Raw genomic sequence first — 25,769 nt, 5'->3', positions numbered from 1 at the left:
ACGAGAGGAATTATTTGATTGCGCGTGATTGCAATCCTTCTTCTTCCAAGAAGAGACGGAATGGTACGAGCTCTTCTGCTTCGTATTTTTCCTTGAAGGCTTTGATTGCTTCTTCTGAGTGTTGTTTTGGATCCAATTCAAGTACTTCTACTGGAAGTGGACGATGTTGAGAGATGCGAGCATCGATCACAACAGTTTTACCTTCTTTGTTCAATTTAACAGCTTCTGCAACAACTGCATCGATATCTTCGATACGGTCAACTGTAAATCCTACAGCACCTTGCGCTTCAGCGATTTTCGCATAGTCAGCATTAGGGAAGTCACAACCAAACAAGTGTTTGTTTGTGTCTTCGTATTTGTCCTTGATGAAGGCATATTTACCATTTGAGAAGACAACGTTGATAACTGGAAGGTCGTATTGAACGTTTGTGATAACGTCTGGGTAGCACATGTTGAATGCACCGTCACCCATGATGTTCCATACTTGGCGATTTGGATTGTCTTTCTTAGCAGCGATACCACCAGGAAGGGCAATACCCATTGTCGCAAAGAGTGGAGATGTACGCCACATGTTCTTAGGTGTCATGTGAAGGTGACGAGTAGATGTTTGAGTAGTGTCACCTACGTCGATTGAATAGATAGCGTCTTGATCAGCATGTTTGTTGATTGCATTGTAAACTTGATACAATTGCAATTCACCCTCAGTTTTACCTTCGAGTTTGTTCATGTAATCACGCCAGTTTTGGTTGTTCTTCACGTTTGCACGCCACCATGGAGTAGACTCAACTGGGTTTACCTTATCAAGGATAGCTTTCGCTGCTTGACCTGCATCACCAAGGATTGAAGCGTCAAGGGCATGGCGTTTACCAAGTTTGTAAGGATCGATATCCACTTGGATGAATTTTTCAGTGTTTTTGAATGCTTCGTAAACTTCAGCAAATGGGAAGTTTGAACCTAGGAAGAGAACAGTGTCTGCTTCAAAGACTACTTCGTTGGCTGGTTTCCAACCAACACGGTAAGCAGAACCTGTCAAACCTTCATAGTTCCATTCGAAAGCTTCAAAGTTTTTACCAGTCGTGATGATTGGTGCTTTGATTTTACGTGACAATTCAGTGATTACTTCACCAGCTTTAACACCACCGTAACCAGCGTAGATCACTGGACGTTCAGCATTGTTCAAGATTTCAACAGCTTTGTCGATTTCAACTTCGTTCAAAGCTGGAGCGATGAATGAGCGCTCATATGAACCTGATCCGTAGTATGAGTTTTCGTCAATTTCTTGGAAACCAAAGTTTACTGGAATTTCAACAACGGCTGGACCTTTTTTAGAAACGGCAGCACGGCAAGCTTCGTCAATAACTTTTGGTAATTGCTCTGCGTAAGCTACACGTTTGTTGTAAACAGCGATACCGTTGTACATTGGGTTTTGGTTCAATTCTTGGAAGGCATCCATGTTCAATTCGTTAACCGGACGTGATCCAAGGATAGCAAGGAATGGAGTGTTATCCATAGCTGCATCGTAAACACCGTTAATCAAGTGAGTCGCACCTGGACCACCTGAACCAACTGCAACCCCGATTGAGCCGCCAAATTTAGCTTGCATAACCGCTGCAAGAGCACCTGTTTCTTCGTGGCGAACTTGCAAGAAGCGGATATCTTTGTCTTCAGCCAAAGCGTCCATCAATGAGCTGAGTGTTCCTGATGGGATACCGTAGATTGTGTCTACGCCCCATGTTTTCAATACGTTGAGCATTGCTGCAGATGCAGTAATTTTCCCTTGAGTCATAATGATAACTCTCCTTCAAATATTTTTAAAACTTGATAAATCCGTTTTCATATACTAATTGGAAACGTTTCAGCAAATTTTTACTCTACTACTTTACCACATTTGTTTTGGGTCTCCTAAGAATGTGCTCAGAAGTTTTTATTCTCTATTACAGTACAGTTTGAAAACGTTTTATGTAACTGTTTTATAATAAAAAGCGAGCAAGCTCGCTTTTAGTCTATTTTACTAAAGTTTAGCATGAGTGAACTGGTTAATACAGATACAGAACTAAAGGCCATGGCTAGACCAGCCAGTTCTGGATTGAGAACGAGACCAATTCCTGAAAAGACTCCTGCTGCAATCGGAATTCCGGCGACATTGTAGATAAAGGCCCAGAAAAGATTGAGAAGAATTCGATTGAAGGTTTTCTTGCTCATGTCAAAGGCACGAACCACTCCTAGGAGGTTATTAGTTGTCAACACCAAATCTGCTGACTCGATGGCAATATCTGTTCCAGCTCCCATAGCAATCCCCACATCTGCTACGCTGAGGGCAGGAGCGTCATTGATACCATCACCAACAAAGGCTACTTTTCCAGCTGATTGTAGTTTATGGATTTCATGGGCTTTTTCTTCTGGCAAGACACCTGCAATGACCTCTTCGATTCCAATCTGATCGGCAATAGCACGCGCCACGCCAGCATTATCCCCTGTCAGCATGACTGTTTTAAGTCCACGTTTTTTCAGCTGACTGATGGCTAGCTTGGCATTTTCCTTGGGGATATCTTGCAGGGCAAGCAAGCCTTTGATTTCATTGTCAACAGCCAAGTAGACAACTGTCTTAGCTTCTTTTTCTAGTTCTTCTAGTTTTTCTTGATAAGTGCTAGAAATGTTCATGCCATACAGCATTTTAGCATTTCCAAGCAGAACTTGTTTTCCATTGATTTGCCCTGAGACACCTTTTCCGTGCAAGGCTTGGAAATTTTCCACAGTTTGAATCTCAAGTCCAGCTTCACTCGCTCGCTTGACAATGGCCTCAGCCAGTGGGTGTTGGGAAGCTTCTTCCAAGGAGGCTGCCAATCCAAGCACTTCTACTTCGTCGCCGATGATATCTGTTACCACAGGTTTCCCTTCCGTCAAAGTCCCGGTCTTATCAAAGACAATAGTTTGAACTTTCTGGATTTCCTGTAGAACCGTTCCATTTTTGAGGAGAACCCCCATCTTGGCACTGCGACCTGTCCCCACCATAAGAGCTGTCGGTGTTGCAAGACCCAAGGCACAAGGGCAGGCGATAATCAAAACAGCCACTCCATAGAGAAGAGAAGAGACAAAACTCGCTCCAAGCACGACTACACTATCCCTGAGCAAGACGAACCAAACCCAAAAGGTCACAATCCCTAAAATGACAACCGCTGGTACAAAAATCCCTGAAATCTTATCCGTCAAATCCTGAATCGGTGCTCGGCTGGTCTGGGCTTTCTTCACAAAGTCCACAATCTGTGCCAAAACAGTCTCTGAACCAACTTTTTCTGCTTTAAAAACAAGCGTTCCGCTATTATTGATGGTTGAGCCAATGACGGTATCTCCAACTGTTTTGTCTACCGGCAGGCTCTCACCTGTCACCATAGACTCATCAATACTGGAAACACCTTCGACTACAACCCCATCAACCGCAATCTTTTCACCGGGACGCACTCGAATCAGGTCACCTACCTTGACTTGCTCCAAGGGGATTTGAACATAGCTATCATCACGCAAGACTTCTGCAGTTTTAGCCTGCAAGTCAAGTAATTTCTCCACAGCTTGGGAAGTATTTTTCCTCATTTTTTCTTCAAAAACGGCTCCCAAAAGAACGAAGAAGAAGATAAATGCAGCACTTTCAAAGTAAACGGGGAGACCAGCGAAGAGGGCAACTAAGCTATAGAAATAGGCCACTAGAGTTCCCAGAGCAACCAAGGTATCCATGTTGGCATTGTGCTTTTTAAAACTAGCCCAAGCACTTTGGATATATGGACCACCTGCTACTAGCATGATAGGTGTTGTAGCTAAAAAGGTGCCCCAACGCATGACTTGGTGACTAATTCCTCCTGTCGACATCCCAATCATGATAATCACAAGAGGCAGGGTAAAGATACTGGTAATCCAAAAACGCTGTAGGAGGGATAGAGATTTTCGAGTCTTCTCAACTACGGTGTAGCTTCCCTTTTGCATCTCCATACCACATGAGAATTCATGCTCACCCAACTCTTGAGGTGTAAAACGAATTGTCTTCTCTTCATCTACGCCGATTGGTTCCAAGATGTCTTCTTCTTCAAACAGAATTTCCTTGTAACAGTTTGAAGGAGTTGTACGATGAAAAGTAATTTCAGCGGGAATTCCTTTTTGAAGCTGGATGTGGGCTGGATGGTAGCCTTTGTCTGCCGTGATACGGATTTTTTGAACACCATTTTCAAGACTTGCTTTTACGATTTCAGTCATATCATTCTCCTATTCTACAATCATCTTGCCGTGCATCATATTCATGCCACAAGAGAAACCATACTCTCCAGCCTGTTCAGGTGTGATTTCCACTACATACTCTTCACCCATAGGCAAGTCCGCATGCACTCCAAAATCTGGGAAAACAATCTGATCCAAACAAGGTGAAGGGTCCTTACGGTCAAAGACGATACGGGCTGGCACTGATTTCTTAAGAATAATCAACTCAGGCGTATAGCCCCCTTTGACTTCCACTCGAATCTCTTGGTAACCCTTTTTTTGCTGGGCCTTTTGTCCAGATTTTTCAGGCTTTTTGAAAAACCAAAACAAGATAAACGCGATAAGGGCAATACAAATAATGGTTACAATACTATTTAACATGATGTCTCCTTTACATACAATTACATTTGACTTCCGCAACTGCGCTGGTTTTTTTCTCAGAAATCACAGCTTCTAAGTCTTCCAAGTCAGCCTGAGTAAAATCACATTCAGCAATCAAATCAGCCAACAAGTTCTTAATCCTACGAGAACAAACCTTGTCCTTGATATCTTGGACAAGTAAATCCCGACTTTGGTCCAAAGTTAAAAGGGCTGAATAGACAAAGAACTTGCCTTCTTTTTTCCTTGTCAGACACTCTTTCTCAACCAAACGAGCCAAAAGAGTTTGAATGGTCGACTTGGACCAGTCGAACCGCTCCGCCAGAACCCTGATCAAATCCGTACTGGTCTGCTCTCCTTGCATCCAAATAATCTTCATGACCTGCCATTCTGCATCTGAAATCTGCATCATCACACCTCCAAAATCTACATTTGTCGATTACAGTTATTAGTATACTCTCAAAATCTACATTTGTCAACTATAATTTTTATTATTTTTTCGAAAAATAGAATTCTAATCATGTAACGAGAGATTTGCAGTCAAATTTTACTATATAAACTATAAAAATATGCTATACTGAAGAAAAAAGAAAACAACCACTAGGGGTGCGTAAAGCTGAGATTAACGACTGTTAGATCCCTTTGACTCAATCTAGGTAATGCTAGCTGATGGAAGTGGAAATGATAATGAGGACTACTTGTCTTCTATTGCTTTCCTCAAACAGACTAGCTTGTTCTTAAGAATGCAAACTTCAGTTGGTTGGGAGGTTTTAGATGACTTATTTACCCGTTGCTCTAACTATTGCAGGGACTGACCCTAGTGGCGGTGCTGGCATTATGGCTGATTTAAAGTCATTCCAAGCTAGAGATGTCTATGGAATGGCCGTTGTGACCAGTCTTGTCGCTCAAAATACCAGAGGCGTTCAATTAATCGAGCACGTCTCAAACCAAATGCTGGAAGCTCAATTGGATAGTGTCTTTTCGGATATCAAGCCTCAGGCTGTAAAAACAGGGATGTTGGCAACTACTGAGATCATGGAGATCATCCAACCCTATCTTAAAAAGCTGGACTGTCCCTATGTTCTTGACCCTGTTATGGTCGCTACGAGTGGGGATACCCTGATTGATTCCAGTGCCAGAGACTACCTAAAAACAAATCTGCTTCCCCTTGCGACCATTATCACGCCCAATCTTCCTGAGGCAGAAGAGATTGTTGGTTTTTCAATCCATGATCCAGAAGACATGCAGCGTGCTGGTCGCCTGATTATAAAAGAATTTGGTCCTCAGTCCGTTGTTATCAAAGGTGGCCATCTTGAAGGTGGTGCCAAGGATTTCCTTTTTACCAAGGAGGAGCAATTTGTCTGGGAAAGCCCAAGAATTCAAACCTGTCACACCCATGGTACTGGCTGTACCTTTGCTGCTGTGATTACGGCTGAACTAGCCAAGGGCAGAAGCCTTTACCAGGCAGTTGATAAGGCCAAGGCCTTTATCACAAAAGCCATCCAAGACGCTCCTCAACTCGGACATGGTTCTGGCCCAGTCAACCATACAAGCTTTAAAGATTAAGAAAAAACTCTCTAGTTCCCACTTTAAGGGAATTAGAGAGTTTTTGATTAGGAAATCATGTCATCCAGCTTTGTTAAAAAGGCTTGCGTTTTTGTCTCAATATCTTCTGCCTGCATCAAATCACGTACGACAGCTACTCCAGCTATACCCGTGCCGATAAGTTGGTCAATATTCTCTGATGTCAGGCCTCCGATAGCAACTACTGGAATGGCGACCGTTTGGCAAATTGTTTTCAAGGTTGAAATCAGAGTGATGGGAGCATTTTCCTTGGTCGTGGTTGGGAAAATGGCTCCTGTTCCCAAGTAATCTGCACCCGCTTCTTCTGCCTCGAGGGCTCTTTTTACCGTTTTAGCAGTGACACCGAGGATTTTTTCAGGACCTAGGACTTTGCGGGCAACCGAAACTGGTAGTTCATCGTCTCCGATATGCAGACCTGCAGCATCGACTGCAAGACAGACATCCAACCGATCATCGATAATCAAGGGTATCTGGTAGGCATCTGTTATTTCCTTGACTTGTTTTGCCAATTGATAGTATTGATTGGTAGTGAGATTTTTTTCTCGTAGTTGGATAATAGTAACACCTGAACGGCAGGCCGTCTCGACTTTTTCAAGAAAGTTTTCCAAGGAATCTTGGTAGCGATTGGTTACTAGATACAGTTTAAGTACTTCTCTATTCATAAAAATCTCCTTTGATGGCTTCTAGCCAGTTTTCATCTCTTTTTAGGAGAGAGAGTTGATTGAGAACTTGGTAACGAAAATCTTCTAATCCCATTCCTTGGACAACTATTCTCTCAGCAGCGATATTGAGATAAGAGACCGCTAGACAAGAAGCTTCAAAGGCAGTCTTGCCTTGGCTAAGAAAAACGGCTGTCAAGGCTCCAACCAAGTCTCCTGTCCCTGTTATCCAGTCTAATTCGTCACAGCCATTTCCCAATATTGCAACCTGATTTTCTGAAACGATGAGGTCCTTGGGGCCAGTGACTAAGAATGACATACCAGAATAGGTCTGACACCAGTCTTTCAAAACTTGAAGCAAATCCTCCGTTTCTTGATCTTTAGCACTCGCATCAACTCCAACTCCATGGTGTTTTAAGCCAACAAGACTTCGGATTTCAGACATATTTCCTTTAAGGACCGTGGGCTTGTATTCTAAAAGATCTGTGACTAGATCCTTACGAATGGGGGAAGCCGCAACGCCAACTGCATCTACTACCATTGGGAGACAAGCTTGAGCTGCATAAGTAGCTGCCATGCGGATTGCTTTCTCCTTCTCAGCTGACAAATGCCCCAAATTGATGAAGAGAGCTTGGCTTTGTTTGGTAAAATCAAGGACCTCACGGGAATCATCTGCCATGACCGGTTTAGATCCCAGAGCCAAAATCCCATTGGCCAGCATCTCACAGGAAATCTCATTGGTGATGCAGTGAATTAAGGAGCTGGAGGTTAGAGGAAAGGGATTTGTAAATTCCTGCATCAGTCTATCCTTTCACCAAAGAAATATCCTTGTACTTTTTTAAAGAATTCCTGCTTGATTAAAAATCGAAAGGCAAGAAAAGCTATGGCTGTACCGATCAAGGTTGCTCCGAAAAATCGAGGAGTGTAGATAAACCAGCTGAGCTTGGCAGCAGATCCCGTAAAGAGAACCATGACAGGATAGGAAACAATAGAACCGATAATCCCTGTTCCCAAGATTTCTCCTAGGGCAGAGAAGTGAAATTTTCGACCGTACTTATAAAAGAGACCTGCAAGGAGGGCTCCAAAGGTAGCTCCAGTGAGGGCCAAGGGCGGAATGCCTTGAGTAGACATACGGATAAAGGCTGTAACTGTTGCCATGACCAAGGCATAAACAGGCCCCATCAAGATTCCCGCAAGAATGTTGACTACACTGGACATTGGTGCCATTCCTTCAATTCGAAAGATGGGTGTAAGAACTACGTCAAGGGCAATCATCATGGATAAAATGGTTAATTTGTGAACTTGTAGTTGGTGGTTTCTCATTTTCTATTTCTTCTCGGTTTCTAAGGACTGCAAATCACTTGTCCAGGTTTGATGTTGGTAAGCCATCTCCCAAAACTTGGCTTCCATATGGACACTTCGATGGAAGGCCTCTAGCATTTTTTGTTTGTCCGTCTCGTTGCTTTCTCGATAGAGCTGATTGACCAGGGCTTCTTCCTCTTTAATCTGCTGTTCTAACTCATCGGTGATATAGGTTTCAATCCACTGTTGATAAAGAGGATTCGGGGATGGTTTGCGATTAAGTGCCTTGCCCAAATCATGGTATAACCAAGGACATGGGAGCAAACTCGCAAAAGCAATGCCCAAGTTTGACTCTGCAAATTGACGATAAATATGAGAAATGTAATGATAACAGGTTGGAGCGATTGGATGTCGCTCCATTTCCTGGTCACTGATTCCTAATTCCTTGAAAAATTGTTGACGGATAAATAATTCACCCTCCACTAGACTCTGGGCATTTTGTTTCAAGAGTCTTTTCATCTCCTCGTTGGAAGTCTTATCAGCCAAGAGATGATAGGCTTCTGAAAAAGACTTCAGATAGTAGGCATCCTGAATCAGGTAATAGCGGAAAATAGAAGGTTCTAACGTTCCCTCTTGTAACTGTAAAACAAAGGGATGCTGAAAGGAAGCCTGCCAAGCTTCCTTGGATAATTCCATCGCAATATCTGTAAATTCCATAATAACTCCTTTATAGAAATAAACTGGTTTGAAGCAATAAAAAGAAAAGTAGGTAGATCAATTTTGTCCTCTGAGAAATGTAAAAAGTCCGATAACTATTCTCCAACTGTGCATGCTCGTCATATCCGTGCGCAGAAAGAGCTCTCAGGTAAAGATGACGCCATCTAAAAACCGTCATCAGAACCTTACTGTAAATCAGGGGAGACCAAACATGCAGTTCTTGACCACGCAATAAGCAAGCTTCCTTGAGGGATTTGATTTCTTGCTGAATGAGGGGAAAGGCATTGAATACCACAATCAAGGCATAGGCCCAAGACCGTGATAACCCCTTTTGAGCCAAGTACAAGAGAAGCTCTTTTAAGGAAATACTGGAAACAAAGACAAGACCGATACAAACCGTCACAAAGGCCCTCGTTCCAAGCATGACTGCCTGCGAAGTATCCCCATGTAACTGAACTGCCCAGTAGTTGGCCAAAGATGGTAAGATGGCGAGCACGAACATCCAAGCTAACATCTTAAATCGACGATAATAGAGCATAAAGAGGATGCAAAATGCGACTACCGAAAGATTCAGAGCAATCGAAGGAATGAAAGATGTTTCCAAGGATAAAATTAGAAAGAAGAGGCTGATAACTGGTGTCTTGGTTGCTACTTTGATCATACTACCTCACCTCCCCTAGAGTATCATTGTTCAGAGAGGGGAGAGGTTTGCTGATGGTCACGTCTTTAATATGACGGAGCCCCTCACTAGTCATCTCGATCCAATAATCAACCACAGAGATCAAGGGATCTAAACGATGGCTAATGATCAGAAAACTTCTTCCTTGATTGCTCTCCTCCACAATCCACTGACAAAAATAATGGCAAGCTCTATCATCCAAACCGGCAAAAGGTTCATCTAGCAAGATCACAGAGGCCTTACTAGTCAAGATGGTCAAGAGCTGAAGAATCTTTTGCTGGCCACCACTTAATTGATAGGGACTCTTATCAAGAGCCTGCTCCAGATTAAAATATCCTAGAGCTTGGAGAATCCGCTGATTTCTTTCAGTGTCTGAGCTATCTAATTGCAGTTCCTCTCGCAGACTGACTCGGATAAACTGCTTCTCAGCTTCCTGAACAACACCCGTTAAGTCACGATACAGGCTCTTTTTCTTTTTCAGGATTTTCCCCTTCCAAGTAATGCGCCCCTCATACTTTTGAAATTGAAGAATAGATCGAAAGAGGGTTGATTTCCCGACACCATTGTCACCCAAGATACAGGAAATCCCTTGGTAAAATGTAAAATCCGCAATTGAAAAGAGGGGACGCTTATCCAGCTCACAAGTCGTTCTATCCATATGGAACAATTCCGGGCTAGAAGCAACATTCTTTGAAGAAACCTGTGTCATCTCAGAGGTAGGGATTTGAAACACCTCCCTTAACTGGCCGTCTCTTAGCTCCACCATATGGTCGATATAGGCTTCATAGTCTGATAAATCATGGTCACACAGGATGACTGTCTTCCCATCAAGAGCCAACTCTTTTAGAATCTCCAATATCTCGATTCTGCTCTTGCGGTCAATAGAAGCAAAGGGCTCATCCAAGAGATAGACCCTAGGATTCATAGCAAAGAGGACAGCTAGCGCAGCCTTTTGCTTTTCCCCACCTGATAGGTGATGAATGGGACGCTGCAAGATTGTCTCGCAACGACATTGCCCAACCACCTCTGCTATTTTAGAATCAATCTCTTGAACAGGATGGCCGATATTCTCCAGGGTAAAAATCAGCTCCTCAAACAAGTTCTCCATGGTAAATTGATGATTGGGATTTTGAAAGAGAATGCCAACTGTCTGGACACGGTCGACGATAGAAAGCTGACTGACCTCGCTCCCATCTATCAGGACTTGACCACTATAGGGAAGAGAACTGACTTGGGCAATCATTTGAAAGAGACTCGATTTTCCTGAACCACTGCTCCCAACTAACAAAGTGAAGGCTTGCGCATGAAAAGTAAAATCAATCGGTTCCGAAAAGATTGGGGACTGAATCTCCCGTAATTCCAGCCCCATCTATGCCTTTCCCCCAGCTGCAAACTGATGATAAAGTTTGACAATGGCACGAACCAAGATGGTACAGAAGAAAAAGACAGAAATAAAGCGCACCACAAGCAAGGAAAGGACAAAAGGAAGGGAGAAGGCGTAGTAACCTAACTTAATGTATTCATAGACAAAACTAACAAGCGTAATCCCAATACTATTAGCAGTTAGAGAGAGCCAACTTTCATAGCGATTCTTGGTTACGATAAAACCAAGTTCACTTCCCAAACCTTGAACCAAGCCAGACAAAAGGGCACCTAGACCGAATTGACTACCATAAAGGACTTCAGCAAGCGCAGCAAGCACTTCTCCAATCGTTGCGCTTCCCACTCTTGGAACAAAGATGGCAGCAATGGGCGCAGCCATACACCAGAGACCAAAGAGGATTTCATTGGCAAAGGCCTGCAAACCAAGAGGGGCCAAGATCAGGGTGAGGATATCAAACAGATAGCCTGACCCCACAAAAACGCCACCAAAAAAGATAGACAAGAAAGCAAGTAAGATAACATCTTTTAATTGCCATTTTTTCAACATAAAAAACTCCTTTTTTTAAAGAAAAGTGGGGCATTCAAGGTGAGCTACCAAAAGGCTTGCCGTCAAGCCTATCCTCTTTTGATAAACAAAAAAACTCCAATTACAAACGAGAATTAGAGTTTAGCTTACAAGATTAGACAGTCCTTTTCGACATACGAAAAAAACCTTTTCACATTTCCCTTCGCCAGTATTAACTGTATCAGGTTCAATGGGTATCATCTCAGCCTAAAGCACCCCAAATGTCTTTATTATTTTATTACTGAACCAGTATAACAGAAATTGAAAGCCCTAGCAAGATATTTGACCGGAAAATATATTTATATAGTTTGTTTGTTCATTCTTTTAATCTACATAAAAGTATTGAATCTGTTCTATAATTCATAACCGATATCAAAAAAGGCTAATTCTAAAGCAACTGCTTGATTCCAGCGTTGCTGAAGTTCTGTCAAATCTTCTCGACCTTTCCCGACACGATTGAGTTCGTCAACCAGAAATTGAACCCACTCTGTAAAGAAAGGACCTCTGTGGAGATTGATCCATTCTAAATGAATATAGGCTTCAGGTAGAGCCAAATCTTTAGAACCCCAGTCTAAATAGAGGCCTTCTGCAATGACCAGCATAACCAAAAGATGAGCATAGTCTGATGAAGCCACAGCAGAATACATTAGCTCCTGAAACGCTTTTGTTACAGGGTGCAAGGTCACTTCTAGATAATCATGCTCTGCTACATTTAACTCTTTGAAGGCCTTTTGGAAATAACCATCTTCATCTGCTTCAAGAAAGCCTAGTTGCTTGGCAAAACGAAGTTTGGATTCAAGCTGGTCTGCGTGGGCTACACAAGCTCCCAGCATGGATAGGAAAGCATCAAAGAAATGATAATCTTGAATCAGGTAGTCTTTTAAGACCTTATTCTCAATTGTCCCCGCAAAAAGTTCCTTAACAAAACGATGATTGATTGCAGCCTGCCAATCCTTCTGACTGCTTTTTAATAATTCTCCAACGGTCAAACCTGGCTGAAATGCATAGTCTTGTGTTTCCATATTTATTTTTCCTTTCTTTACTCCTTAGTAATCAATAAAACACCAAGAGACACCAAGCAAAATCATAATTCCACTTGATACTTTTTAAGAACATCGAGGGCATTTGCAGAGAGCTACCTAAACAAGCCTATCCAGTTTGTATAAACAAAAAAACTCCAATTACAATTAAGAATTAGAGTTTACCTTACAAGATTAGACAGTTCTTTTCGACATACGAAAAAAACCTTTTCACATTTCCCTTCGCCAGTCTTAACTGTATCAGGTTCAATGGGTATCATCTCAGCCTAAAGCACCCCAAATGTCTTTATTATTTTATTACTGGACCAGTATAACAGAATTTGAAAGCTCTAGCAAGATATTTGACTGAAAAATATATTTATATAGTTTTTTCCTCCTTTGTTATGATATGTCACCCTTCCTCAAGACGAGAAAAACCTCCACATCAAATGGAGACTTTCTACTTTATCAATACAACTTCAAATCACGTGAATCAACTGGGAAGGATGGATTGTATGGGTTGTGACGAAGTTTGAAGTGTTTGACATCCTCAATAGTCTGAGTTCCAGATAATTGCATGACTGTCTTCAATTCTGCATTCAAGTGCTCAAAGACTTGACGCACACCAACGCTACCACCGAGAGCCAAACCATAGATCACAGGGCGGCCAATAGCTACCAAGTCTGCTCCTGAAGCCAAAGCTTTAAAGACGTGCTGACCACGACGAACACCAGAGTCAAAGACAATTGGCACACGTTTATCAACTGCTTCTGCCACTTCTTGAAGCGAGTCAAAGGATGCTGGTCCACCGTCGATTTGGCGGCCACCGTGGTTGGTTACCCAGATACCAGAAGCACCAGCAGCGAGTGAACGTTCAACGTCCTCACGGCATTGTGGCCCCTTGACATAGACAGGAAGACCAGAATATTCAGCGATAAATTCGACATCGCGTGGTGACAAGCGTTGTTTGGCTGACTTGTAAACAAAGTCCATTGATTTTCCAGCACCTTCTGGCAGGTATTCCTCAACAATCGGCATGCCAACTGGGAAGACAAAACCATTGCGCTTATCGACCTCACGATTCCCCCTACAGTTGCATCTGCCGTCAAGACAATCGCTTTGTAGCCTTCAGCCTTCACACGGTCCATGATATGGCGGTTAATCCCGTCATCCTTACTAAAGTAAAATTGGAACCAATGAGGTGTCCCTTGAAGAGCTTCCGTAATTTCTGGAAGGTCAACGGTAGAGTAAGAGCTGGTTGTATAAAGAGAACCAAATTGATGCACACCACGCGCAGTAGCTACTTCCCCCTGCTCATTTGCCAATTTATGAGCCGCAACAGGCGCCATAATAATTGGTGAAGATAATTTTTCACCTGCAAATTCAATCTCTGTACTTGGATTTTCAACATCACAAAGCGTATGAGGAACAATAAGTTTGTGGTTAAAGGCACGGATGTTCTCGCGTAAAGTGAAAGTATCCTCTGCTCCACTAGCGATATAACCAAAGGCAGCTTTAGGAATGACTTGTTGCGCCATTGGCTCCAAATCATAAGTGTTAATAAAGTCTACAGGTCCTTCTGCATTGCTTGTTTTATATGACATAAAGTATCCTCCTTATTAAGTAAGCGTTTACTTTTTCTTACATAAACTATATTACCTCTTTTTCATAATCCTTTCAAAAATTTTGTCTGGAGATTTCAAATCACAGACATGATAAATATTTTCTATCATTGTGATAAAAAATTCATATTATCCAAACATGCCCTTTAGTGCTACAATAGCTATATTATTCCTAGATGGGAGGTTCTATTTTGGATTGGTCCATTGTTGAACAATATTTACCACTCTATCAAAAGGCATTCTTTCTGACCTTACATATCGCAGTTTGGGGAATTCTGGGTTCTTTTCTTGTTGGTCTAATCGTTAGTGTCATTCGGCATTATCGCGTTCCTATCTTTTCACAGCTAGCAACAGCCTACATCGAATTGTCACGAAACACGCCCCTTTTGATTCAGCTCTTCTTCCTCTACTTCGGGCTTCCCCGAATAGGGATTGTTCTTTCTTCAGAGGTCTGTGCAACAGTTGGGCTCATCTTTTTAGGTGGCTCCTACATGGCTGAATCTTTCAGAAGCGGACTGGAAGCAGTTAGTCAAACCCAGCACGAGATTGGTCTAGCCATTGGTCTAACGCCTGTACAGGTCTTTCGCTGTGTGGTTCTTCCGCAAGCGACTGCGGTAGCCCTACCGTCCTTTAGTGCCAATGTCATTTTTCTCATCAAAGAAACCTCAGTTTTCTCTGCAGTAGCCTTAGCCGATCTCATGTACGTCGCCAAGGACTTGATTGGACTCTATTATGAGACAGACATTGCACTGGCCATGTTGGTAGTTGCTTATCTGATTATGCTTCTGCCCATCTCTCTAGTTTTTGGCTGGATAGAAAGGAGGCTCCGCCATGCAGGATTCGGGAATGCAAGTACTCTTTCAGGGAAATAATCTCCTGCGAATTCTACAAGGATTGGGTGTCACGATTGGAATTTCCATTCTCTCTGTCCTTCTATCAATAATTTTCGGAACAGTCATGGGAATCATCATGACCTCCCATTCTAGAGTTATTCGTTTTTTAACACGCTTTTATCTGGAATTTATCCGTATCATGCCCCAGCTGGTACTACTTTTCATCGTTTATTTCGGCTTGGCTCGAAACTTTAATATCAACATCTCAGGCGAGACTTCGGCTATTATTGTTTTTACCCTCTGGGGAACAGCTGAAATGGGGGACTTGGTACGTGGAGCCATCACTTCCCTCCCTAAACATCAGTTTGAAAGCGGACAGGCTCTGGGCTTGACCAACTTGCAGCTTTACTATCACATTATCATTCCACAGGTCTTGAGAAGATTGCTACCACAAGCCATCAACCTTGTCACTCGGATGATTAAAACGACTTCCTTGGTTGTCTTGATTGGGGTTGTTGAAGTTACCAAGGTTGGACAACAAATCATCGACAGCAATCGCTTGACCATCCCAACCGCTTCCTTTTGGATTTATGGAACTATTCTGGTCCTGTATTTCGCAGTCTGTTTTCCTATTTCCAAACTATCCACTCACTTAGAAAAACATTGGAGGAACTAAATGTCTGAAACTATTTTAGAAATCAAGGACTTAAAAAAATCCTTTGGAGACAATCCCATCCTCCAAGGCCTTTCTCTAGATATCAAAAAGGGGGAAGTCGTCGTCATTCTAGGACCATCTGGTTGCGGAAAAAGCACTCTCCTTCGTTGCCTCAATGGCTTAGAAACCATACAAGGTGGAGATATTCTTCTGGATGGCCAGTCTATTGTTGGTAATCAGAAAAACTTTCACCTGGTTCGCCAAAAGATTGGCATGGTCTTTCAAAGTTATGAACTCTTTCCTCACCTAGATGTCCTTCAAAACCTCATCCTAGGCCCTATCAAAGCTCAGGGACGAGACAAGAAAGAAGTAACGGAGGAAGCTTTACAACTACTGGAACGTGTGGGTTTGCTCGATAAAAAAGACAGTTTTGCTCGCCAATTATCCGGTGGACAGAAACAACGAGTGGCAATTGTCCGTGCCCTTCTCATGCATCCAGAAATTATCCTCTTTGACGAAGTGACGGCTTCGCTGGATCCTGAAATGGTGCGTGAAGTTCTGGAACTCATCAATGACTTGGCTCAAGAAGGGCGCACCATGATTCTGGTAACCCACGAAATGCAGTTTGCCCAAGCTATTGCAGACCGCATTATCTTTCTCGACCAAGGGAAAATCGCTGAAGAAGGAACGGCTCAGGAATTCTTCACCAATCCTCAAACCAAACGAGCACAGGAGTTTTTAAACGTCTTTGACTTTAGCCAGTTCGGCTCATATCTATAAAGGAGATTTTTATGAAAATCATCAAACCAATTCTAACTATTTTTGCCCTAGCCTTTGCGCTTATCTTTGTCACAGCTTGTAGCTCAGGTGGAAGCTCTGATGCTTCATCAGGGAAAACAACCGCCAAAGCCCGCACTATCGACGAAATCAAAAAAAGCGGTGAGTTACGAATCGCGGTATTTGGAGACAAAAAACCATTTGGTTATGTTGACAACGACGGTTCCTATCAAGGTTACGATATTGAACTCGGGAACCAACTGGCACAAGACCTTGGTGTAAAGGTTAAATACGTTTCCGTCGATGCTGCCAACCGTGCGGAATACTTGATTTCAAACAAGGTGGATATCACCCTTGCCAACTTCACAGTTACTGACGAACGTAAGAAACAAGTTGACTTTGCCCTTCCTTACATGAAAGTTTCCCTCGGTGTTGTGTCACCAAAAGATAAAGTCATCAAAGACGTCAAAGAATTAGAAGGCAAAACCTTGATTGTTACGAAAGGAACGACTGCTGAAACTTATTTTGAGAAAAATCACCCAGAAGTAAAACTCCAAAAATACGACCAATATAGCGACGCCTACCAAGCCCTTCTTGACGGACGTGGTGATGCCTTCTCTACTGACAATACGGAAGTCCTAGCGTGGGCTCTCGAAAATAAAGGATTTGAAGTAGGAATTACTTCCCTCGGTGACCCAGATACCATCGCACCAGCAGTTCAAAAGGGGAATCAAGAACTTCTTGACTACATCAACCAAGAAATTGAAAAACTTGGTAAAGAAAACTTCTTCCACAAGGCTTATGAAAAAACACTTCACCCAACCTACGGTGATGCTGCTAATGCAGATGATCTAGTTGTTGAAGGTGGAAAAGTCGACTAATACTTTCCAAAAATAAAAAATCAGGTAATCCTAGTGACTACCTGATTTTCTATGTTTTATACTCTTCGAAAATCAAATTCAAACCATGTCAACGTCGCCTTGCCGTACTCAAGTACAGCCTGCGGCTAGTTTCCTAGTTTGCTCTTTGATTTTCATTGAGTATTAGGCATTTTGCCAATTTTCTTGGTCTTCTTTAAAGCGTTTTAGGAGGTCGAGTCCTTCTGGTGTGATGTAACCTTCTTCTTGGGCTAGGTGGATTAGTTCACTGTAGTTAGAAAGCGTCACCAATTTCACATCAGCATCTGCAAAGTTCTTATCTGCTTTCGGCAATTGATAGCTGAAAATCGCTACGACACCAAGGACATCGGCTCCTTCCCGTTTAGCAGCTGCTACGGCTTCAAGAACAGACCCACCCGTTGAAATGAGGTCTTCAACCACTACCATCTTTTGCCCCTGAGCTACGCGGCCTTCGATTTGGTTACCAGCTCCGTGGTCTTTTGGTTTGCTGCGGATGTAGGCAAAAGGCAAGTTCATCTTGTCAGCGATGATAGCTCCGTGTGGAATCCCTGCTGTCGCTGTTCCTGCAATCACTTCTACTTCTGGAAATTCTGCTTTAATAGCTTCCACAAAACCATTTTCAATCAAGGTACGAGTTTCTGGATAGGCAAGCGTCACACGGTTGTCCGTATAAATCGGCGATTTGATACCAGATGCCCAAGTGAAAGGCTCCTCTGGTTTGAGGTAAACGGCTTGAATTTTCAAGAGGTGGCTAGCGATATCTTTAGCAAGTGTCATAGTCTTCTCCTTTTGTTTTTATAATCTATTTCTTTCATTTCAGTCTTGGTTCCATTCATCCTTGATAGCATGATAAGCTGCAACAGGATCCTCAGCTTGGGTAATGGGACGTCCTACTACGATATAGTCACTACCGATTTGATAGGCGTCCGCTGGTGTCATGACGCGTTTTTGGTCTCCTACCGCAGCTCCCGCTGGACGAATTCCTGGTGTCAGACAGATAAAATCTGGATTGGTGGCCAGCTTGATGAGTTGCACTTCCTGAGCTGAGCAAACGACACCATCCAAGCCCGCTTCAGCTGTCTTCTTGGCATAGTGAATCACAGACTCTTGCAGGCTGGTTTGGATATTTTGAAAATCCTGCATCTGGCTTTCCGACGTTGATGTAAGCTGGGTCACAGCGATCAATTTGGCTTGTGTCCCAAGACCTTCACGCGCAGCCTTCATCATCTCCACACCACCAGCTGCATGAACATTGGTCATATCCACACCAAGCTGAGATAAGATCTTCATGGCAGATTTGACTGTATTTGGAATGTCATGTAGCTTTAGGTCCAAAAAGACACTATGCCCCAATGACTTCAAATAACGGACAACTTCTGGACCTTCCGCATAATAAAGCTCCATCCCTACTTTTAGATAAAGACTTTCTTCTGCTGGGAAAAGAGATAAAAATTCCTTGACCGCCTCAAAACTAGGAAAATCAAGAGCAATAACTGGACGATGTTCACGCATACCTTTCTCCTTTTACCTTAGCTAGCAAGAGAGTATGGTCAAAAACAAACCACGAAAAAAGGAACCTGCCAACAGCAAGGTTCCACGAAAAATGGGTAGTCTCCACCCTTTCACCGTCTAACCTTAGCTGCCTCTCTGGACTGCTTTAAAGGTTTTTTTCTATTCTATTATTTATAGTAGGACTTGTCAAGCAAAAACTCGAAACTGGACTTTTATACCATTCAAAATCAAGAGGAAAAGTTAGTCTAGTGACTCTGTGATTGCTGGCTCGTTTGGCTTTGATTTCCCTGTTCTTCTTGTTTTTTCTTTTCTTCTTCCTGTTTTTTCTTCTCAGCTTCCTTGGCCTCTTGCTTGGCTTTTTCCTCAGCCTCTTCTATCAATTTATCCGCTATCGTATAGCTGTATACTCCAGCTTCCATATCGACTACACTTGGTTCAGACAATTGTGGCTTGATTTTGCTGTAATAAGGCAATTTCTTGCTCAATTCTGATAGGGGAACCAAAACCTCATCTGTATCCAGCATAGTAATTTTTAAAAGATCTGCTGTTGCTTTGCTCGGCGCTAATTCGATTTTCTGGATTTGACTCTTGATATCCTCACTGATGGTAGACAATCCTGTTATCAGCTCTTTCACCTGCTGCTCATCGTTAAAGGTAACTGTCAGATAAGTCTCAGGCAAGTTTAAGCGATCAACAGGAGTTGACTCTACTGTGCCACTAGACAGAATAGGATAATGTTCTTCACCAGACACATAATAACCGACAATATCGAATTCCTTGACCTCAATCGTAAAGTTAGTCGGAAATTGATAGTTAATCTTCGCTGATTCTATCCAATGATTGGACTTGATTCGCTCAGCGTATGTTTCCTTATCCAACAATAGGGCTAAGGTATAGTCGCTATCTTGAATTCCAGAAGCCTGTTTGATGTCATCCGCCTGCGTGTTACTATTTCCCTTAACCTCGATATTTTTGATAGTCGAAAGTGGAGTCAATAGATAGACTGAAAGAAGGAGGACCAGGACACTGGGTACCAAGATACTCACAGCTCGCCAAATATGGACAGGCGCAATTTTAGGCTTGGCTGGTTTTTCTGGTCTTTCTTTTTTCTTCTTCTCTTTTTCCTCTTTGACTTTAGGGGCATCCTTTTGAGATTTTTCTTCTTTTTCGGATGGTTCCTTGCTTGGACTTGAGGCTTCCTCATCTGACTCACTCGATGATTTCTTGGATTCCTCCAATAGTTTCGAGTTGGCTTCCTTACGAGCTTGTTTTTCCTTTTCCTTCTCTTCAGCTAGGGCAGCTTCTTCCTTAGCCTTCTTCTTCAGGTATTCCTGGTTTCGTTTCTGCCATTCAGACAATTCTTGCTTCTGGTTTGATTCTTTTTTCTTATCCTTTGACATTGATATTCCTTATGCTAGGTCTTTTCTTAGTAGATCGTAAAAATCTGCAAGAGATTTCAATTCAGTCGAAGCTTTCATGCTAGCTTGGTATTGGTCCTTGTGACTAAGCAAGTGACTCAGTTTCGCCTCCAAGCTTTCCAAGGTCAAGTCACTTTCTTGAAGTTCTTCTGCATAGCCTTTCTTAACAAAATAAGCTGCATTTTCAATCTGGTCTCCTCGACTTGCTTCACGACCCAATGGTACGATGAGATGGAGTTTCGCCATGGCCAAGAGCTCGAAAATCGTATTGGCACCGCCACGCGTCACCACCACATCTGCCATCTCCATCAAGGGTTGATAGAGATCCGTCACATAATCAACACGAAAGAGATTTTGACTCAACTCATTGAGGCTAGAATCTCCAGTGAGATTGATAATATTGTAGCGCTCTGTCAGTTCTTGCTTATGATCAGTCACCAATTGGTTAAATACACGAGCTCCTGCAGAACCACCAACAAACAATACCGTTGGCAATTTAGGATTAAAATGGGTTTGGATATCCACCAATTCATCTGGTTCAGGAGTTTTTTGGTCTGAAACCTTGGTCACAGCACCCACATGCTCGACTTTTGCGAGACCAGCAGCTTGCTCAAAGGTTGAGTACATCTTAGTTGCGAATTTATAGGCAATTTTATTGGCCAAGCCCATAGAAAGGTCAGATTCATGAATAAAGACAGGCACTCCTGACACTCGCGCTGCGATAACAGGCGGCACCGAGACAAAGCCCCCCTTTGAAAAAAGAGCCTGTGGACGCAGTCGTAACATGATAAAGAGAGATTGGACAATTCCCCAACCAACTTTGAAGACATCCAGCATATTTTGCCAAGAAAAATAGCGACGCAACTTCCCTGTCGCTATGGAATGGAAGGTCACATCCAGACCTGACTTGAGGATTTCTTGGTGTTCGATTCCATGCTTGTCACCAATATAGTGAACTTCCCAACCGTCTTCGATAAACTTGGGCATTAATAAGAGGTTGAGGGTGACATGTCCAACCGTCCCCCCACCTGTAAAAACTATTTTTTTCATATTATCCCTTTAACTCCGCTACTGTGTCGATAAATAGGTCACCACGTACTTCAAAGTTAGCATACATATCCCAGCTAGCATTGGCAGGGCTGAGAAGAACCACATCTCCTTGAGTCGCGAGCTCATAAGCCTTGCGGGTCGCATCAGCAATATCTGTCGCATCTACATAAGCCACACCAGCCTTATCCGCTGCCCGTTTGACACGTTCTGCAGATTGACCGAGGATAACCATCTTCTTGAGCCCAGTAATATCTGGCACCAATTCATCAAACTCATTGCCGCGGTCCAAACCACCTGCAATTAAGATAACCTTACTATTGTCAAATCCTGACAAGGCTTTTTGAGTAGCCAAGATATTGGTTGACTTGCTATCGTTATAGAATTTGACACCCTGAATTTCATCCACAAATTGGAGACGGTGTTTGACACCTCCAAAGGATGAAAGAGTTTCCTTGATGGTTTGATTGTCTACACCACGGAGCTTGGCTACAGCAATAGTCGCAAGGGCATTTTCTACATTGTGGCTACCTGGAACACCGATTTCACTAGCTAGCATCACCACTTCTCCACGGAAGTAGAGTTGACCATCTTCCAAATAAGCTCCATCAACCTTTTCCTGTGTTGAAAATGGTACAACGGTAGCTTGTGTTTTGGTAGCCAATTCTTTTGCCAAATCTTGGTTAAAGTTCAATACAAGGAAATCATCCGCTGTCATCTTGTTCTGGATATTCCACTTAGCTGCCACATACTCTTCAAAAGAACCATGATAGTCGATATGAGTTGGCATGAGGTTGGTAATAACCGCAATCTCAGGATGGAATTCTTGGACACCCATCAGTTGGAAAGAAGAAAGTTCCATGACGAGCGTGTCCTTGGCTGTCGCAGTTTGAGCAACCTGACTAGCAGGATAGCCGATGTTCCCTGACAAAAGACCATGTTGGCCGGCAGCAGTTAAAACTTCCCCAATCATCGTCGTTGTGGTTGTTTTCCCATTTGAACCCGTGATACCGATAATTGGCGCTTCTGAGATTAAATAAGCCAATTCCACCTCAGTCAAGACTGGAATCCCCTTTGCCAATGCTTTTTCAATCATGGGATTGCTATACGGGATCCCTGGATTTTTCACCATCAGAGCGAAATCTTCATCCAAGAGCTCCAAAGGATGCCCACCAGTGACAACCTTGATCCCATCTTCTAGTAAACTTTGCGCAGCAGGATTTTCCTCAAAAGGCTTGCTGTCATTTACTGTCACAATAGCACCTAGCTTGTCTAACAAACGGGCCGCAGACTCACCAGACTTAGCCAAACCTAAAACAAGGACTTTCTTATTTTTAAATTGATCGATTACTTTCATGTCTCAAACTCCATTTCTACTCCTACTATTTTACCATTTTTATGGAAATAATACTAAGCGAAAATGCTCTAACCCTCATTATAACATCGAAAAAGAGAGCCGTAGCTCTCTTTCTATTTATCTTCTTCTGCTCTTTTTTACAGGCATGAGCGTAATGTCTCTCAAGCTAAAGTAGGCTAGAGCCAGCATGGCGATTGTGACAAAGAATTCTGTCGGTAATTGGAAGATTTGCAAGATGGACAACATCAGCAAAATCAAGAGTGCAACAACTACAAAGACCAAGATAACGATGTTGACTGTTCCTTTGATACTTTGAGGTGTCGCAAATACATAGAGTAGTAATAAGAGTATCCCTATGATTAAATAGACCATCTTTATCTCTTTCTAGCTCTTATTCAGCTGATTTTTTCTTTTTGTTGGCTTTCTCGCGCTCTGCCTTGTTGAGGATTTGCTTACGCAAACGGATAGACTCAGGCGTTACTTCCATGTACTCATCGTCATTCAAGAATTCAAGAGACTCTTCAAGGGTCAAGATACGAGGTGTCTTGATAACTGCTGTTTGGTCCTTAGTCGCTGAACGGACGTTGGTCATTTGTTTGGCCTTAGTGATGTTAACTGTCAAGTCGTTTTCACGAGAGTTTTCACCGATGATCATTCCTTCGTAAACCTCAGTACCTGGGTTTACAAAGATTGTACCACGTTCTTCGATAGACATGATTGAGTAAGTTGTAGCCTTACCAGCATCGATGGAAACGAGGGCACCACGGTGACGTCCACCAATTTCACCCGGAATCAATGGCAAGTATTGGTCGAAGGTATGGTTCATGATACCGTAACCACGAGTCATTGACAAGAACTCAGTTGAGTATCCGATCAAACCACGCGCTGGAACAAGGAAGACCAAACGAGTTTGGCCATTACCAGTTGAAATCATATCCAACATTTCACCCTTACGTTCTGAAAGGCTTTGGATAACAGATCCTTGGTATTCTTCAGGAGTATCGATTTGCACACGTTCAAATGGTTCACATTTTACGCCGTCAATCTCTTTTACGATAACCTCTGGACGAGATACTTGAAGTTCATATCCCTCACGGCGCATGGTTTCAATCAGGATTGACAAGTGCAATTCTCCACGTCCTGAAACAGTCCATTTATCTGGTGAGTCCGTTGGGTCAACACGAAGGGAAACGTCTGTTTGCAATTCTGCTTGCAAGCGTTCTTCTACCTTACGAGAAGTTACCCATTTACCTTCTTTACCAGCAAATGGTGAGTTGTTGACCAAGAAAGTCATTTGAAGAGTTGGCTCATCAATGTGTAGGATTGGAAGAGCTTCAACTGCGTCTGTCGGAGTAATGGTTTCACCGACAAAGATGTCTTCCATACCGGAAACGGCAATCAAATCACCTGCTTTTGCTTCTTGAATTTCACGACGTTCCAAACCAAAGAAACCGAAGAGTTTTGTAACACGGAAGTTCTTCGTTGTACCATCTAGTTTAGAAAGGGTAACTTGGTCCCCAACCTTAACAGTACCACGGAAAACACGACCGATACCGATACGTCCAACGAAGTCGTTATAGTCCAAAAGTGACACTTGGAACTGCAAAGGCTCATCTGAGTTATCTACTGGAGCTGGGATATGGTCGATAATCGTGTCAAAGATTGGTGCCATCGTAGCTTCTTGGTCAGCTGGATCATCTGACAATGAAGATGTTCCATTGATAGCTGAAGCATACACTACTGGGAAGTCAAGCTGGTCGTCATCTGCACCAAGCTCGATGAAAAGTTCCAAGACTTCGTCCACTACTTCTGCTGGACGAGCTGATGGTTTATCGATTTTGTTGACAACCACGATTGGGACAAGGTCTTGTTCCAAGGCTTTTTTCAATACGAAACGAGTCTGTGGCATTGTTCCTTCGTAGGCATCTACGACCAAGACAACACCATCAACCATTTTCATGATACGCTCAACTTCTCCACCGAAGTCCGCGTGTCCTGGTGTGTCCATTATATTGATACGAGTTCCGTTGTAGGCTACGGCTGTATTTTTCGCAAGGATAGTAATTCCACGCTCTTTTTCGATATCGTTTGAGTCCATAGCACGCTCTGCCAATTCAGTACGTGCATCAAGAGTTTCAGACTGCTTCAATAATTCATCAACGAGGGTTGTTTTACCGTGGTCAACGTGGGCGATAATCGCAATGTTACGGATATCTTCTCTTAATTTTGTCATGATTTCCTCTAATATTTAAATTTTTATTTCTAACTGAACAATTATACCACAGTCTCATTCAAAAATCACAGTTCAGCTAAGTGTAAATGTTTTCACTCTGCTTTTCTAGTCAAGGCAACTCTTTTCAAAGTCAGAGACTTATGATAAGATAAGCTGGTATGCGTTTAGATAGATTATTAGCCCAAGAAAAGGTCAGTCGCAAGGCTATGAAACAGGCTCTATTAAAAAAAGAAATCCTAGTGGACGATTGTCCAGCCAGTTCCCTGGCTCAAAATGTCGACACTGGATTGCAGAAATTAGTCTTTCAAGGACGGCAAATCCAAGGCTACGAGCACAACTACCTCATGCTTCATAAGCCAAACGGAGTCGTTACAGCTAGCAAGGATAAGAAACTTCCCACCATCATGGACCTTCTTCCACCTGACATCCAGTCTGACCAGCTCTATGCTGTCGGCAGATTAGACCGCGATACCACGGGACTGCTCCTTTTGACAGACAATGGACCTCTTGGTTTTCAACTCCTTCATCCCCAGTACCATGTTGATAAATCTTATCAAGTGGTAGTAAACGGACCGCTCACGTCAGACCATATTCAGTCATTCAAAGAAGGAATTGTCTTTTTAGACGGGACCACTTGTAAACCTGCTCAGCTCGAAATTCTGTCCTCAAGCCCAACAGAGAGCCGGGCCTCCATCATCATCTCAGAAGGAAAATTTCATCAGGTTAAAAAAATGTTCCTCTCAGTTGGTGTCAAGGTGACTGCCCTAAAACGCGTCCAATTCGGTGACTTTACATTAAACCCAGAACTAGCAGAAGGGCAATACCGTCCCTTGAATCCAGAGGAATTGGAAATCATTAAAAACTATTTAGAAAAAAGTGGATAAAAGA

At 42.8% G+C, this 25,769-nt stretch carries 25 protein-coding genes, 1 pseudogene and 3 riboswitches; of the genes and pseudogenes, 6 read left to right on the top strand and 20 right to left on the bottom strand.

The annotated features are described in order from the left end of the window. Window positions 1–10 precede the first annotated feature (10 nt). The 4 genes from spxB to MK385_RS05210 form a co-directional block, all read right to left on the bottom strand. Window positions 11–1,786 carry a pyruvate oxidase gene (gene spxB, locus MK385_RS05225; protein WP_000191815.1) on the bottom strand — a complete coding sequence of 592 codons (1,776 nt, stop codon included), beginning with the start codon at window positions 1,784–1,786 and terminating at the stop codon, window positions 11–13. 212 nt (window positions 1,787–1,998) lie between these two features. Then, the gene (locus MK385_RS05220; RefSeq protein ID WP_268725464.1) at window positions 1,999–4,242 is read right to left on the bottom strand and encodes a heavy metal translocating P-type ATPase; all 2,244 of its coding nucleotides are present in this window, start codon (window positions 4,240–4,242) and stop codon (window positions 1,999–2,001) included. Window positions 4,243–4,251: 9 nt separating this feature from the next. Continuing rightward, entirely contained in the window at window positions 4,252–4,623 is a 372-nt protein-coding gene (locus MK385_RS05215; RefSeq protein ID WP_061852751.1) for a cupredoxin domain-containing protein, read from the bottom strand. Window positions 4,624–4,633: 10 nt separating this feature from the next. Beyond that, a complete protein-coding gene (locus MK385_RS05210) occupies window positions 4,634–5,029 on the bottom strand; it encodes a CopY/TcrY family copper transport repressor (RefSeq protein ID WP_268725628.1) in 396 nt (131 codons plus the stop codon). A gap of 183 nt (window positions 5,030–5,212) precedes the next feature. Beyond that, a riboswitch (TPP riboswitch) is annotated at window positions 5,213–5,311 on the top strand. An 83-nt stretch (window positions 5,312–5,394) separates the two neighbouring features. Here MK385_RS05210 and thiD point away from each other — a divergent pair. Beyond that, window positions 5,395–6,186, top strand: coding sequence for a bifunctional hydroxymethylpyrimidine kinase/phosphomethylpyrimidine kinase (gene thiD / locus MK385_RS05205; RefSeq protein WP_268725463.1), 792 nt, complete (start codon window positions 5,395–5,397; stop codon window positions 6,184–6,186). A 47-nt stretch (window positions 6,187–6,233) separates the two neighbouring features. Here the strand turns inward: thiD and thiE are convergent, their stop codons facing one another. The 9 genes and pseudogenes from thiE to lctO form a co-directional block, all read right to left on the bottom strand. After that, complete coding sequence (gene thiE / locus MK385_RS05200; RefSeq protein ID WP_268725462.1) at window positions 6,234–6,866, bottom strand: thiamine phosphate synthase; 633 nt, start codon at window positions 6,864–6,866, stop codon at window positions 6,234–6,236. Beyond that, window positions 6,859–7,662 (bottom strand): hydroxyethylthiazole kinase, encoded by an 804-nt coding sequence (gene thiM, locus MK385_RS05195; protein WP_268725461.1) that lies wholly within the window; start codon window positions 7,660–7,662, stop codon window positions 6,859–6,861. Before thiM ends, thiE begins: the two co-directional genes overlap by 8 nt. After that, window positions 7,662–8,186, bottom strand: coding sequence for an energy coupling factor transporter S component ThiW (gene thiW, locus MK385_RS05190; protein ID WP_049504917.1), 525 nt, complete (start codon window positions 8,184–8,186; stop codon window positions 7,662–7,664). The genes thiM and thiW overlap by 1 nt, the downstream gene beginning before the upstream one ends. 3 nt (window positions 8,187–8,189) lie before the next feature. Continuing rightward, the gene (tenA, locus tag MK385_RS05185; RefSeq protein WP_268725460.1) at window positions 8,190–8,882 is read right to left on the bottom strand and encodes a thiaminase II; all 693 of its coding nucleotides are present in this window, start codon (window positions 8,880–8,882) and stop codon (window positions 8,190–8,192) included. A gap of 10 nt (window positions 8,883–8,892) precedes the next feature. Further along, window positions 8,893–9,543 carry an energy-coupling factor transporter transmembrane component T gene (locus MK385_RS05180; RefSeq protein WP_268725459.1) on the bottom strand — a complete coding sequence of 217 codons (651 nt, stop codon included), beginning with the start codon at window positions 9,541–9,543 and terminating at the stop codon, window positions 8,893–8,895. A 1-nt stretch (window position 9,544) separates the two neighbouring features. Continuing rightward, window positions 9,545–10,930, bottom strand: coding sequence for an ATP-binding cassette domain-containing protein (locus MK385_RS05175; protein ID WP_268725458.1), 1,386 nt, complete (start codon window positions 10,928–10,930; stop codon window positions 9,545–9,547). Then, window positions 10,931–11,491: an ECF transporter S component gene (locus MK385_RS05170; RefSeq protein WP_000915275.1), complete on the bottom strand. Its 561-nt coding sequence runs from the start codon at window positions 11,489–11,491 to the stop codon at window positions 10,931–10,933. Between the two features lie 159 nt (window positions 11,492–11,650). Then, window positions 11,651–11,739, bottom strand: a riboswitch (TPP riboswitch). Window positions 11,740–11,862: 123 nt separating this feature from the next. Next, window positions 11,863–12,531, bottom strand: a complete 669-nt coding sequence (locus tag MK385_RS05165) for a TenA family protein (protein ID WP_268725457.1) — start codon at window positions 12,529–12,531, stop codon at window positions 11,863–11,865. Window positions 12,532–12,749: 218 nt separating this feature from the next. Continuing rightward, window positions 12,750–12,838, bottom strand: a riboswitch (TPP riboswitch). 158 nt (window positions 12,839–12,996) lie between these two features. Next, window positions 12,997–14,132 (bottom strand): annotated as a pseudogene (lctO, locus tag MK385_RS05160) (L-lactate oxidase). A 209-nt stretch (window positions 14,133–14,341) separates the two neighbouring features. Between lctO and MK385_RS05155 the strand changes: the two are divergent. Genes MK385_RS05155 through MK385_RS05140 form a run of 4 tightly spaced genes read left to right on the top strand, consistent with a single transcriptional unit; the run spans window position 14,342 to window position 17,296 of the window. Then, window positions 14,342–15,022: an amino acid ABC transporter permease gene (locus tag MK385_RS05155; protein WP_125397618.1), complete on the top strand. Its 681-nt coding sequence runs from the start codon at window positions 14,342–14,344 to the stop codon at window positions 15,020–15,022. After that, complete coding sequence (locus MK385_RS05150; RefSeq protein WP_125397619.1) at window positions 14,982–15,659, top strand: amino acid ABC transporter permease; 678 nt, start codon at window positions 14,982–14,984, stop codon at window positions 15,657–15,659. Before MK385_RS05155 ends, MK385_RS05150 begins: the two co-directional genes overlap by 41 nt. Beyond that, window positions 15,660–16,418: an amino acid ABC transporter ATP-binding protein gene (locus MK385_RS05145; RefSeq protein ID WP_000004993.1), complete on the top strand. Its 759-nt coding sequence runs from the start codon at window positions 15,660–15,662 to the stop codon at window positions 16,416–16,418. 11 nt (window positions 16,419–16,429) lie between these two features. After that, window positions 16,430–17,296 (top strand): cysteine ABC transporter substrate-binding protein, encoded by an 867-nt coding sequence (locus tag MK385_RS05140; protein ID WP_125397620.1) that lies wholly within the window; start codon window positions 16,430–16,432, stop codon window positions 17,294–17,296. A gap of 162 nt (window positions 17,297–17,458) precedes the next feature. Here MK385_RS05140 and pyrE read toward each other — a convergent pair whose 3' ends face one another. From pyrE to typA, 7 genes are all read right to left on the bottom strand, one after another. Beyond that, window positions 17,459–18,091, bottom strand: a complete 633-nt coding sequence (pyrE, locus tag MK385_RS05135; RefSeq protein ID WP_000170905.1) for an orotate phosphoribosyltransferase — start codon at window positions 18,089–18,091, stop codon at window positions 17,459–17,461. A 39-nt stretch (window positions 18,092–18,130) separates the two neighbouring features. Further along, on the bottom strand, window positions 18,131–18,826 hold the full coding sequence (gene pyrF, locus MK385_RS05130) for an orotidine-5'-phosphate decarboxylase (protein WP_125397621.1): 696 nt from the start codon (window positions 18,824–18,826) through the stop codon (window positions 18,131–18,133). A gap of 245 nt (window positions 18,827–19,071) precedes the next feature. Then, window positions 19,072–20,226, bottom strand: a complete 1,155-nt coding sequence (locus tag MK385_RS05125) for a cell division protein FtsQ/DivIB (RefSeq protein WP_268725456.1) — start codon at window positions 20,224–20,226, stop codon at window positions 19,072–19,074. A 9-nt stretch (window positions 20,227–20,235) separates the two neighbouring features. Continuing rightward, window positions 20,236–21,294, bottom strand: a complete 1,059-nt coding sequence (locus MK385_RS05120; protein ID WP_125397623.1) for a UDP-N-acetylglucosamine--N-acetylmuramyl-(pentapeptide) pyrophosphoryl-undecaprenol N-acetylglucosamine transferase — start codon at window positions 21,292–21,294, stop codon at window positions 20,236–20,238. Window position 21,295: 1 nt separating this feature from the next. Next, window positions 21,296–22,648 carry a UDP-N-acetylmuramoyl-L-alanine--D-glutamate ligase gene (gene murD, locus MK385_RS05115; RefSeq protein WP_125397624.1) on the bottom strand — a complete coding sequence of 451 codons (1,353 nt, stop codon included), beginning with the start codon at window positions 22,646–22,648 and terminating at the stop codon, window positions 21,296–21,298. Window positions 22,649–22,765: 117 nt separating this feature from the next. After that, on the bottom strand, window positions 22,766–23,020 hold the full coding sequence (locus tag MK385_RS05110; RefSeq protein WP_000262661.1) for a DUF3165 family protein: 255 nt from the start codon (window positions 23,018–23,020) through the stop codon (window positions 22,766–22,768). A 19-nt stretch (window positions 23,021–23,039) separates the two neighbouring features. Beyond that, complete coding sequence (gene typA, locus MK385_RS05105) at window positions 23,040–24,881, bottom strand: translational GTPase TypA (protein ID WP_000164111.1); 1,842 nt, start codon at window positions 24,879–24,881, stop codon at window positions 23,040–23,042. Between the two features lie 158 nt (window positions 24,882–25,039). Here typA and MK385_RS05100 point away from each other — a divergent pair, with 158 nt between their 5' ends. Beyond that, window positions 25,040–25,765 (top strand): 16S rRNA pseudouridine(516) synthase, encoded by a 726-nt coding sequence (locus MK385_RS05100; protein WP_268725455.1) that lies wholly within the window; start codon window positions 25,040–25,042, stop codon window positions 25,763–25,765. The last annotated feature ends 4 nt before the right edge of the window (window positions 25,766–25,769 follow it).

The organism is Streptococcus oralis (assembly GCF_026782125.1).
Taxonomy (GTDB): domain Bacteria; phylum Bacillota; class Bacilli; order Lactobacillales; family Streptococcaceae; genus Streptococcus; species Streptococcus oralis_CE.
Note: the sequence above shows the minus strand (reverse complement) of the source record. Positions and strands in the feature narration are given on the sequence as shown.

What these genes read in the sequence shown, in the direction of transcription:
- thiW (WP_049504917.1), bottom strand. Translation starts at nt 8,186, where the DNA reads ATGAGAAACCACCAACTACAAGTTCACAAATTAACCATTTTATCCATG.
- MK385_RS05125 (WP_268725456.1), bottom strand. Translation starts at nt 20,226, where the DNA reads ATGTCAAAGGATAAGAAAAAAGAATCAAACCAGAAGCAAGAATTGTCT.
- spxB (WP_000191815.1), bottom strand. Translation starts at nt 1,786, where the DNA reads ATGACTCAAGGGAAAATTACTGCATCTGCAGCAATGCTCAACGTATTG.
- pyrF (WP_125397621.1), bottom strand. Translation starts at nt 18,826, where the DNA reads ATGCGTGAACATCGTCCAGTTATTGCTCTTGATTTTCCTAGTTTTGAG.
- thiE (WP_268725462.1), bottom strand. Translation starts at nt 6,866, where the DNA reads ATGAATAGAGAAGTACTTAAACTGTATCTAGTAACCAATCGCTACCAA.
- MK385_RS05145 (WP_000004993.1), top strand. Translation starts at nt 15,660, where the DNA reads ATGTCTGAAACTATTTTAGAAATCAAGGACTTAAAAAAATCCTTTGGA.
- tenA (WP_268725460.1), bottom strand. Translation starts at nt 8,882, where the DNA reads ATGGAATTTACAGATATTGCGATGGAATTATCCAAGGAAGCTTGGCAG.
- MK385_RS05210 (WP_268725628.1), bottom strand. Translation starts at nt 5,029, where the DNA reads ATGCAGATTTCAGATGCAGAATGGCAGGTCATGAAGATTATTTGGATG.
- MK385_RS05165 (WP_268725457.1), bottom strand. Translation starts at nt 12,531, where the DNA reads ATGGAAACACAAGACTATGCATTTCAGCCAGGTTTGACCGTTGGAGAA.
- MK385_RS05220 (WP_268725464.1), bottom strand. Translation starts at nt 4,242, where the DNA reads ATGACTGAAATCGTAAAAGCAAGTCTTGAAAATGGTGTTCAAAAAATC.
- MK385_RS05100 (WP_268725455.1), top strand. Translation starts at nt 25,040, where the DNA reads ATGCGTTTAGATAGATTATTAGCCCAAGAAAAGGTCAGTCGCAAGGCT.
- MK385_RS05175 (WP_268725458.1), bottom strand. Translation starts at nt 10,930, where the DNA reads ATGGGGCTGGAATTACGGGAGATTCAGTCCCCAATCTTTTCGGAACCG.
- MK385_RS05120 (WP_125397623.1), bottom strand. Translation starts at nt 21,294, where the DNA reads ATGAAAAAAATAGTTTTTACAGGTGGGGGGACGGTTGGACATGTCACC.
- pyrE (WP_000170905.1), bottom strand. Translation starts at nt 18,091, where the DNA reads ATGACACTTGCTAAAGATATCGCTAGCCACCTCTTGAAAATTCAAGCC.
- MK385_RS05180 (WP_268725459.1), bottom strand. Translation starts at nt 9,543, where the DNA reads ATGATCAAAGTAGCAACCAAGACACCAGTTATCAGCCTCTTCTTTCTA.
- murD (WP_125397624.1), bottom strand. Translation starts at nt 22,648, where the DNA reads ATGAAAGTAATCGATCAATTTAAAAATAAGAAAGTCCTTGTTTTAGGT.
- MK385_RS05140 (WP_125397620.1), top strand. Translation starts at nt 16,430, where the DNA reads ATGAAAATCATCAAACCAATTCTAACTATTTTTGCCCTAGCCTTTGCG.
- typA (WP_000164111.1), bottom strand. Translation starts at nt 24,881, where the DNA reads ATGACAAAATTAAGAGAAGATATCCGTAACATTGCGATTATCGCCCAC.
- MK385_RS05150 (WP_125397619.1), top strand. Translation starts at nt 14,982, where the DNA reads ATGCAGGATTCGGGAATGCAAGTACTCTTTCAGGGAAATAATCTCCTG.
- MK385_RS05170 (WP_000915275.1), bottom strand. Translation starts at nt 11,491, where the DNA reads ATGTTGAAAAAATGGCAATTAAAAGATGTTATCTTACTTGCTTTCTTG.
- thiM (WP_268725461.1), bottom strand. Translation starts at nt 7,662, where the DNA reads ATGCAGGAATTTACAAATCCCTTTCCTCTAACCTCCAGCTCCTTAATT.
- MK385_RS05215 (WP_061852751.1), bottom strand. Translation starts at nt 4,623, where the DNA reads ATGTTAAATAGTATTGTAACCATTATTTGTATTGCCCTTATCGCGTTT.
- thiD (WP_268725463.1), top strand. Translation starts at nt 5,395, where the DNA reads ATGACTTATTTACCCGTTGCTCTAACTATTGCAGGGACTGACCCTAGT.
- MK385_RS05110 (WP_000262661.1), bottom strand. Translation starts at nt 23,020, where the DNA reads ATGGTCTATTTAATCATAGGGATACTCTTATTACTACTCTATGTATTT.